The organism is Treponema sp. R6D11 (genome assembly GCF_054786075.1).
Genome location: NZ_BDHD01000076.1, coordinates 1 through 9,083, shown reverse-complemented (window position 1 = coordinate 9,083; position 9,083 = coordinate 1). Strand labels below are relative to the sequence as shown.

Annotated in this window: 9 protein-coding genes; 3 read left to right on the top strand and 6 right to left on the bottom strand. The window is 42.9% G+C overall.

From position 1 onward, the window contains the following. Positions 1–141 precede the first annotated feature (141 nt). Positions 142–1,023: an ABC transporter permease gene (locus ACYVTD_RS07860; RefSeq protein WP_461247223.1), complete on the top strand. Its 882-nt coding sequence runs from the start codon at positions 142–144 to the stop codon at positions 1,021–1,023. On the opposite strand, the gene ACYVTD_RS07855 is transcribed toward ACYVTD_RS07860, so the two are convergent. The 5 genes from ACYVTD_RS07855 to ACYVTD_RS07835 all read right to left on the bottom strand — a co-directional run bounded on the left by ACYVTD_RS07855 (position 1,005) and on the right by ACYVTD_RS07835 (position 6,656). Beyond that, positions 1,005–1,919 carry an Rpn family recombination-promoting nuclease/putative transposase gene (locus ACYVTD_RS07855; RefSeq protein ID WP_461247222.1) on the bottom strand — a complete coding sequence of 305 codons (915 nt, stop codon included), beginning with the start codon at positions 1,917–1,919 and terminating at the stop codon, positions 1,005–1,007. The two genes, ACYVTD_RS07860 and ACYVTD_RS07855, sit on opposite strands and share 19 nt — an antisense overlap. A 165-nt stretch (positions 1,920–2,084) precedes the next feature. Continuing rightward, complete coding sequence (locus ACYVTD_RS07850; protein ID WP_461247221.1) at positions 2,085–4,598, bottom strand: endonuclease MutS2; 2,514 nt, start codon at positions 4,596–4,598, stop codon at positions 2,085–2,087. Between the two features lie 17 nt (positions 4,599–4,615). Continuing rightward, complete coding sequence (gene rsgA / locus ACYVTD_RS07845; RefSeq protein ID WP_461247220.1) at positions 4,616–5,539, bottom strand: ribosome small subunit-dependent GTPase A; 924 nt, start codon at positions 5,537–5,539, stop codon at positions 4,616–4,618. After that, positions 5,536–6,348, bottom strand: coding sequence for a glutamate racemase (gene murI, locus ACYVTD_RS07840; protein ID WP_461247219.1), 813 nt, complete (start codon positions 6,346–6,348; stop codon positions 5,536–5,538). The genes rsgA and murI overlap by 4 nt, the downstream gene beginning before the upstream one ends. 2 nt (positions 6,349–6,350) lie before the next feature. Next, positions 6,351–6,656 (bottom strand): hypothetical protein, encoded by a 306-nt coding sequence (locus tag ACYVTD_RS07835; RefSeq protein ID WP_461247218.1) that lies wholly within the window; start codon positions 6,654–6,656, stop codon positions 6,351–6,353. Positions 6,657–6,716: 60 nt separating this feature from the next. Between ACYVTD_RS07835 and ACYVTD_RS07830 the strand changes: the two genes are divergently transcribed. Both ACYVTD_RS07830 and ACYVTD_RS07825 read left to right on the top strand, forming a co-directional pair. Further along, the gene (locus ACYVTD_RS07830) at positions 6,717–7,307 is read left to right on the top strand and encodes a pentapeptide repeat-containing protein (RefSeq protein WP_461247217.1); all 591 of its coding nucleotides are present in this window, start codon (positions 6,717–6,719) and stop codon (positions 7,305–7,307) included. Further along, positions 7,304–7,927, top strand: coding sequence for an MBL fold metallo-hydrolase (locus ACYVTD_RS07825; protein ID WP_461247216.1), 624 nt, complete (start codon positions 7,304–7,306; stop codon positions 7,925–7,927). The genes ACYVTD_RS07830 and ACYVTD_RS07825 overlap by 4 nt, the downstream gene beginning before the upstream one ends. On the opposite strand, the gene ACYVTD_RS07820 is transcribed toward ACYVTD_RS07825, so the two are convergent. Further along, a partial coding sequence (locus ACYVTD_RS07820) for a trypsin-like peptidase domain-containing protein (protein ID WP_461247215.1) occupies positions 7,924–9,083 on the bottom strand: 1,160 nt, incomplete at its 5' end. The genes ACYVTD_RS07825 and ACYVTD_RS07820 overlap by 4 nt on opposite strands.

Here is a 9,083-nt window from a genome sequence, read left to right as displayed (position 1 = left end):
CTATAAACCTATCTGTTTAATAGGAATTGTAGTGAAAAAAAATTATTTTGTCAATATTTTTTAATAAAAATAATAAAAAAAATCTTATGACATAGAGGGTAAAAACCGCTAAAATACCGATAAAAGGGCGTTGGAAAAGGCATGATTACATCGACTTTAATGATAGTTTCTCCTATATTAATAGCCGCCATTGGGGGCATGATCTGCGAGCGTGCGGGCGTGGTAAATATCGCCCTTGAAGGGCTTATGTCCTTTGGGGCGATGACCGCCGCCATTACCCATGTTTTTTTGGAGCATAAAACAGGTTTGTCTATTCCTTTGGCGCTATTTTTTGCCGCGTTATCGGGCGGACTTTTTTCGCTTATTCACGCGTTTGCATCTGTTACACTTAACGCGGATCAGGTGATTTCCGGCACGGGGATTAATCTGCTGGCGAATGGGCTTAATGTGTTTGTTTGTCAGTTACTGTTCCAGATGGATCGCAGTTTAAGTTACATGAACGGAATGAGGCTCGGTTTTTTAAAGATTTATCCAACTATTTGGATTGCGCTTGTTATTTTGGCGGTTACTTGGTTTATGCTTTACAAACACCCAAGCGGTTTACGTCTTCGCGCCGCAGGGGAACATCCGCAAGCGCTTGCCGCCGCCGGAGTAAATGTAATAAAGATACGCTACATAGCGGTAATTATTTCGGGGCTTCTTGCGGGATTAGCGGGAGCTTGCATTGTTCTTACGCAGGATATTCAATTTACGGTAAACGTAGTTAACGGAAAAGGATTTATCGCTCTTGCCGCAGTTTCTTTCGGTCGCTGGCTTCCGTTAGGTGTTTTTGGCGCAAGCCTTTTGTTCGGTTTTTCATCAAGTCTTGCCGTAAATGTTTTTAACATAAAAAGCCTGAATTTTATGCCATCGGAAGTTTTTAACATGATGCCGTACCTTATTACTCTGCTAACGCTTGTTGTCTTTTCGGGGAAAGAGCATGCGCCTAGAGCGGTAGGGCAGCCTTACGATAAATCTAGTTGAAGCCGCTCTTTTATTTCCTCTTTAGTCAAATCCTGATTTAGCAACTCAATAAAATACTTGCGTTCTTCTTCCTTGCCTTGAGCCAGACCTTCTTTGCGCCCGCTTCGCCTGGCGTTTACCATTCCGCTTTGATAATCAAGTTCGCTTTTTAAGAGCGTGGTCATACGAGCGTATTCTATCTCGTCTTGCGTGATTTTTGATAAAGTTTCCGTCGCCATCGCTATACCTTCCTCATGGTTGATTATATCAATAATTTTAGCCCTTTTTTCCTCGTCTGTCAAATATTGGAAATATACCGCCCACTGTTTTGCAGTTGTCATTTCTTCAATGGGTTTGTCTACTATCGGTTTGGTCTTTACAAGTTCGACAGTGATAATTCTGGTCTTTCCGTCAAGCGAAATACGATTATCAGGATCATAGTAAATAAAATTGTGTATTAGTTCTTCGTCAGAGAAAAACTGATAGTTCGACAGAATAGCAATTTGATAAGTCTCCTTTAAGTCATTATAATTTTTTTCTTCCCCATGAACGTCTTGTCCTATAAATAACTTTGCTTCATAGTACTCGAGCCGAACAAGTTCATCAGCCTTAGGGTTAAACGACATTTCAACATTGACAGGCTCGCCTTTTTCCGTCTTGCAGGCGACATCAAAACGCAGATACCTCTGCCGTAAATCGTCAATAGGCGGCTCGTTGTCGATAATTGTCTCCACTTTGACAGTACGCCCGATAAGCGAAGAAATCAGGTCTGATAAAGCGCCTTTCGATTCAGCGGTGTCTCTGGTGAATACGGCTTTGAATACCACGTCATAGCGTATGTCCAGAACGCTCATTCCGTCCCATAAAGGGAAGGGTCCCCACTCATACTGAGCGGGTTTTTGATTGCTTTTTCCCATAGCAACCTCCATAAAACAGGTTTGTAGTTACCATCAAAAGATGGCTTAAAAACTACATACCCTATATGGGTGCGTACCCCTTGTTTTGCTTGACTAAATTTTAAAAAAAATGAAAGATTTTTTACTTTTTTCCGAATCTTACGTGAGCTTTTTGTGAATTCTTCCCTATTTCAGCACGACTTCCGTGCGTCCATAGCCGCCGAGTTCGGGGCGGGAGAAATAGAACTCGGCTACTGCGGGGTGTTTTCGCAGATAGTCGTGTACGCCTTGACGCAGAATACCGAACCCCTTGCCGTGAATGATAGCGAAATGTTTCATGCCAAAAATTACCGCCGCGTCTAACTGTTTGCGGACGGCTTCCATAGCGTCCTCAAAACGCATACCACGAATCATTATTTCGTAAGCCGCCTCTGTTGACGCGCCGTACTCCGCTTCCCATGACTTGAAAGCGTTTTTTTTGCCTGCGGATTTAGCGGAAGTTTTTGCGTCGGTTTTCGCGCTTTCGGCAATGATAAGTTCGCTTTCGGGGAAACTTATTTTTAGCGAGCCAATTTTTACAAGCCAAGAAATTTCCGCATCTTGCGATGAGCGGGCTGTTTTTTTGTCCATGCGGATAATTACTCCGCGCTGTTTTGATTTTCCTGCAAAAACTTCAACATCGGGGGCAAAGACGGAATCAGTTTCCGTGTCGGCGTTTGCGTCAGCGTGGGAAGAGGCATGGCGTTTTTCTTTGGTTAATTTGCGGATAGCGTGTTCTTCGGCTTCTAACGCTTCGCTCTCGCTTTCTGCGTTACGTGCAAGCTCATTTAAGAACTCTTTTACTTTAAGCGTTTTTTCACGGTCAACTTCGCCCTCTTTTAACTCGCGCACAAGGTTTTCAAGGGTTTTTCTGCTTTCACTTAAAAACTGTTGGAGCTTCCCAACCGATTCCCTTTTTAATTCCGCTTCCTTCTGACGCAACTGCAATTCTTTTAAGTCCGCTCTTCTTTTTTCTTCCGTTAATTTGTTTTGCTCCATAGTGCTTTTTTGTTCAAGTCCAGCAAGTTCCCTTTGTTTTTCTTCAAGACTTTTTATCATCTGGGAAACATCGGACTTTTCTTCATCTATGTAACTTCTCGCTTTTGATACAATTTCAGAATTAAGACCGTTAGCTGACGCAATATCAAGCGCCCTGCTTTCACCTGGCAGTCCATTAATGATTTTGTAGGTGGGCGATAATGTATGAGCGTCAAATTCCACCGATGCGTTTTCTACGCCCTCTCTTGTGTACCCGTAATGTTTTAAGATTCCGTGATGAGTCGTAATAATCATTCTGGCGTTTTTTTCTATTAAGTAATCCAAAACCGCCATCGCTATAGCTCCGCCTTCTTGAGGGTCTGTTCCAGAGCCAAGTTCGTCAAGCAGAATAAGGGAGTTTTCCGTAGCGTTAGCTGTAATGCCCGATATATTCGTAATGTGGGCGGAAAAAGTTGAAAGAGACTGGTTAATCGACTGCTCGTCGCCAATGTCGGCGTATATTCCGTCAAAAATGGGAAGAACGCTCCCCTCGTCAAGCGGCAGGGCAAGAGCGCTCTGGTTCATCATGGCAAAAAGACCGAGTGTTTTTAACGCTACCGTTTTTCCGCCCGTGTTGGGACCAGTGATGATCAATGTGCGAATATTGCCGCCCATTTCTATATTGATTGGAACAGCTTTTTTTAACAAAGGGTGGCGTGCCTGTTTTAACAAAAGACTTTGCCTTGAGTCCTGAGTAAGAGCGAAATGTCCTTTTGTTTCCGCAGAATATCTTGCCTTTGCCCGTAAACATTCAAGCTCGATAATTTCCGCATGAAACTCTTTTAAGTTTTCAGCGTGAATAGAAATATTTTCCGTAAGCTCACGCAGGATTTTTTGCACTTCAGCGTCCAAGTTTCTTTTTTCCAATAAAATCTCGTTATTTTTATCAACTACATCGAGCGGTTCTACAAAGACCGTTTGTCCGCTAGATGACACTTCATGCAAAATGCCGGGGATTCTTCCCCTAAAATTTACTTTTACCGCAAGCACAGCCCTTCCGTCCCTTTGCGAAGGTAGCGGCGTTTGAAGCATACGCTTGTAATCATCGTTTGCCGAATAAGCTGAAACCGCTTTATCAAGTTCTTTTTCCAAAGTGCTAATACGCTTTTTTATGGCACGTAACGCAGGAAGGTCTCGCAAATTGCCTTCTCTGTCTATAATTTTGAAAATTTCCGTGCAGACGGGAGTACATAGGGGTAAATTTTCCAGCTTGGAAAAAAGCGCAAGTTTGCCCTCTGTTGGCTGTTCCCTGTTTTCGTTTTTATCTTTAATAATCCATTTTGTAAATTCGTCCGCTCGTTCTACAAAAAGCCCCACCGCTAAAACTTCGTCAAGAGCCAAAACTGCGCCTTCTGTTTCAATTTTTGGCAATAAAAAACCGATAGAGGGCAATCCCAAGCGAGGCTCGTCATTGCGTGTTTTAAGCAGTGTAAAAATGGCTTGCACCATCGACTTTATTTCTTTTATTGAATCGGCATAAACAGGCGATGAATTTTTTATTATTGACGCAGCTTCTTCGCTAACCGAAAGGTCTGCTACTTTTTCCATTATTTGCGGATACTCAAGAAGAGTTTGAGTTTTTTGCATCAAAGCTTGTTTGTCAATCGGCTCTTTAGTCGTCATTGCCTTTCCCTTCAAGATCATCGATTATCCGCAAAAAAACTTTCATATCTGTCCTCGTGAATAACTCCGGCGTGAACCGCTTCCATTATTTTACAGCCTATTTCCGTTCTGTGGGAACATGAAAGCCCATAACTGCATTTTCCGGCAAGAGGGGCGAATTCTCGCATATAATTTATCACATCGCTTGACTCTATTCCGTCCGGTATAAAACGCCGCACTCCGGGCGTGTCAATAAAACGAGTTCCGTCCGTTAGCTGAAACATATACGACATTGTAGTAGTGTGAACCCCTCTGTCATACTTTTCGTTCAGTTCCCCTTCTTTTATTCCAAGTCCGGGTTGGAGGGCGTTTATAATACTTGATTTCCCCACACCCGATTGTCCCGCAAGAACGCAGAGCTTCCCTCTGATAACGCTCCGCAATTCGTCAAGCCCTTCGCCTGTTTTAGCCGAAATACGCAAAACTTTGTAACCTATGCGGCTGTATTCCTCAAGACGCTCGTCAACGTCAATATCGTCATATTCAATATCGATTTTATTGCAGATAACAAGCGCTTCTATTCCGGCAATGTCTGCCTGCAAAAGAACCCTGTCAAGAAAACGCGGGCGGAACGGGGGGGACGCTGGAGTGCAAATGCAAAGCACAAGATCGACGTTAGCCGCAAGGAGTTGGCTAGAGTTACCTTTTTGGTTAAAGCGGCTAAAATAGTTGCGTCTTTCTTCAACGGAAAGAATCATTGCGGTATCAGCGTCTTTTTCACGCTCCAGTACAACCCAATCTCCCGGGGCGATTGGGTTGTACAATTCATCGCCGCCTTTTAAAACTTTTCCTTTTATTCTGCACTCAAGCTCTTTTGTACCGTCTTGGGTATCAATCTGTGCGGTAATGATATTGCGTGAGCCTCGAATAACAAGCCCTTTTAAGGTTTCAGTATTTTTCATAATGTATCTAACAAATAAAGATCAAACCCTAATTCTTTAGCTCTGGTTTGCCATAAAGCGTCCGCCGGTTCTGTTCCCGTCAATATCAACCTGTTTACAGGCTGATAACTTTTTTCCGCTCTTAACGCGCCGGAATTTTCGTCCAGCAAGTATTCAATTCTCTTTGTAACCCCGTCCAATGAGCTAAAAATCTTAATAAACGGAGCCGCCTCTTTTTCAAACTCATTTAGTAAAAATAAAAAATGCGTACAGCCGAGTACAAGACCGTCCGCTCCTTTGGCGCAAAAAATCTCGATATATTTTTTTACAATTTCTTTTTTTTCTTTTTCGCTAGCGGTATCAAAACGCTCCTCCACAAATTGAACAAGATCGGGCGCGGCTATGCCTATAATTTCGCACTTTTTTTCACATTCATCGGCAAGGTTTTGATTGTATGGGTCTTCGATTGTCCGCGCCGTGCCAAGTACCCCTACCTTTCCGCTCTTTGAAGCGTTTGCCGCGGGCTTTATGGCAGGGACTGTTCCCACAAAGGGAATGTTGGGAAAATGCTGTCTTAACCGCTCAATAGAGGAGACTGTCGCGGAGTTACAGGCAAGTACAATTATTTTTGGGGCTGTTTTTTTTAAAAGTTTTTCTATTAATGTGATTAATATAGAAGAAAGCTCATTCTTATTGCGCTGTCCATAGGGAAAATTTGCCCTGTCCGCAAGATACCATACTTCTTCCCCCTTGTTGCGGTTTAAAAAATCTTTGCAGTAGGGGAGTCCGCCAATGCCTGAATCAATAAATAAAATCGGTTTTATATCCATAATTACTTAAATAGGTTGTCAAACGCCGTCTTGTTAGCGTCAGCCGCTTTAGCGGCAGCAACTTTAGTTGCATTCTGCCCCGCTGTTTTAGAGCGGTATTTTTGATCGAGCGAAAACCAGTCGCAGAAATTCGCACGCTCTTTATCTGCTTGCGGCTCTGCGCTTGATTCTTTGCAATCCCCGCTAGAACCTGGCAGAAAAAAACGGCAATTTTTACATGAACGCAGATCTTTACCGCAAGTTTCACAGCGCAGAGAACGTCCAATTGGTTCAGGATCGGCAATAATTTCACCGCAGTACCAACACATATCAATATTTTAACTATTACAAGACTGGTTGTAAAGGTAAAAAAGGATTATAATTATAATATGTTTACCGTAAAACCATGCGCCGCAGGTTGCGGAAGACCGGCAATCACAGGTAATAATCTTTGCTTTGTCCATCAGGCGAATCCTGAACAGGAATATGGGCGTATATGCGCGTACATAAAGGAAAATAATACAATAAAAGACATTGTAATATCCGGTATGCGTTTTGAAGAAACTGATTTTTCCAATCATCATTTTTACGGCTGTAATTTTCAGGATACAACTTTTTTTAATTGTAATTTTTCAGGCGTTAAACTAAGACTGGATTTTTTTGATTTTGCCGAATTTATCGACTGTGATTTTTCCGGAGCCGATATTCAATTTATTTCTTTTGCGGGCGCGGGGTTTCAGAAATGCAATTTTGAAGGCACTGAGCTTGTGCATGTTAATTTTGAGGGAACATCAATTAATAACGTATCGTTTAATAATTCAAACTTGTACAACAGCAGGTTTATAAGCGCCGAATTATTTAAAACTTCTTTTGTTAATTGTAATTTAAAGAGGGTCTATTTTGCGAGTGCAAAGCAAAAAGAAGTAATATTTAAATCGTCTAACACGGCGGAAGCCGTGTTTGAAATGGAAGAACAATGAAATTATTTTATCACTACTGTTCATTCGGTTTTAGTAATTGTTATATTCTTGGGTCAGAAGACCCGATTAAAAACCAGCCGAATGCCGCTATTATAATCGACCCTGGAAGTATGGAAAAAAATGTGCTGGATACAATCGAAAATAATAATTTTGAGTTAAAAGCCGCTCTGATAACGCATGAACATATAAACCATGTTCAGGGGTTGCGGACATTAAACCGAATTTATAATGTCGGAGTAATTGCAATAAATCAAAATATTATGGATCAAAAAACAACAAGGATAAAAGACGGCGATAAATTGATTATCGGCGGTTTTACCATTGATGTTATTTCCATACCGGGACATTCTTCCGATTCCGTCGTTTATAAAATAGGAGACCTGCTTTTTACAGGTGATGTTCTTACGGCTGGACTTGTGGGAAGCACGGCAAGCGCTTACGGAGCGGCTACGCAGATGAACAAACTGCGTAGCCGTCTTCTTTCGCTCCCCGGCGATTATGTCGTCCTTCCCGGACATGGACCGCCCTCAACACTTGAAGCCGAAAGGCGCTACAATGTGGACATCTTCAAGTACGACCAAAGCCGCACCAAACGCCCCACTTTTAGAGTGGAATTTTAGCGTTTGAATTTCATAGATTCCAATGAGGAGTCGCCTCTTAATATTCCAAACCAAAGTTCTTCAGTTGTTTTTTCGCGTAACACTTTATAGAATGCGGCAATGTCATTTACCGCCGTTCCATTTATTGCCGTTATTCTGTCGCCTTGTTTTATACCGACAATATCAGCCGGACTTCCAGAAATAACCTGCGCTGCAAATAAACCTTTAGCGTCCTTATCAAGTTCCATACTTTGCCTGAGTTGGTCATTCAATGGAACAACCGCTACGCCGGGCCAAAGTTTTTTGTTATCTGAAGCGACTTGATCCGTGCGGACTTCGATTCGCACCTGTATTTCTTTTGTCTGCTTGTCGCGAACAACAGTAAATTTTGCGTTGTCGCCGGGTTTTAAATCGCCGACAATCATCTGAAGTTGTTGAATGCCTTTGGCTTCTTTGCCGTTAACGTGCGTAATAAAGTCGCCGGGTTTTATGCCGCCTTTGTCGGCGGGAGAGCCGAGGAACACCTGAGCGGCAAGAGCGCCGCGTTTGTTTTCAAGTCCAAGACCCGTAACCGTCTCTTTTGTAGCTTCCATTAAGGAGACGCCAAGCCATCCGTATTTTGTAGTACCCGTATTTATAAATTCGTCGATAGAGCGTTTAACATTGTTAATCGGTATGGCAAAACCAAGCCCGACGCTTCCGCCGCCGGAAAGATTACTAGCTATCCATGTGTTGATCCCAATAACCTCTCCCCTGATGTTGACAAGGGGACCGCCTGAATTCCCCTGATTAATAGGCGCGTCCGTCTGAATAAAATCATTTATATTGCCGCCCGGTCCGCCTGTGCGTCCCACAGCGCTCACTATTCCCATCGTTACGGAAAATGAAAATTGTTCACCTAACGGGTTGCCTATGGCAATCGCCCAGTTGCCGACCGCTACATTATCGGAATCGCCTAACGATGCGAGAGGGTAGGAGTCATTGGTTTTAAATGAGACCAGCGCGAGGTCTTTGCGCTCGTCTTTACCCACCAACTGCGCGGTATATTCTTTGCCGTCTTTTGTCGCCACAGTGATCTCATTCGCATCGTCTACAACATGGTTATTTGTAAGCGCGTAATAAACCCCGTCTATAACAACAACAGCGGACATTACTCCTTTTAATTTTTCTTTATCAC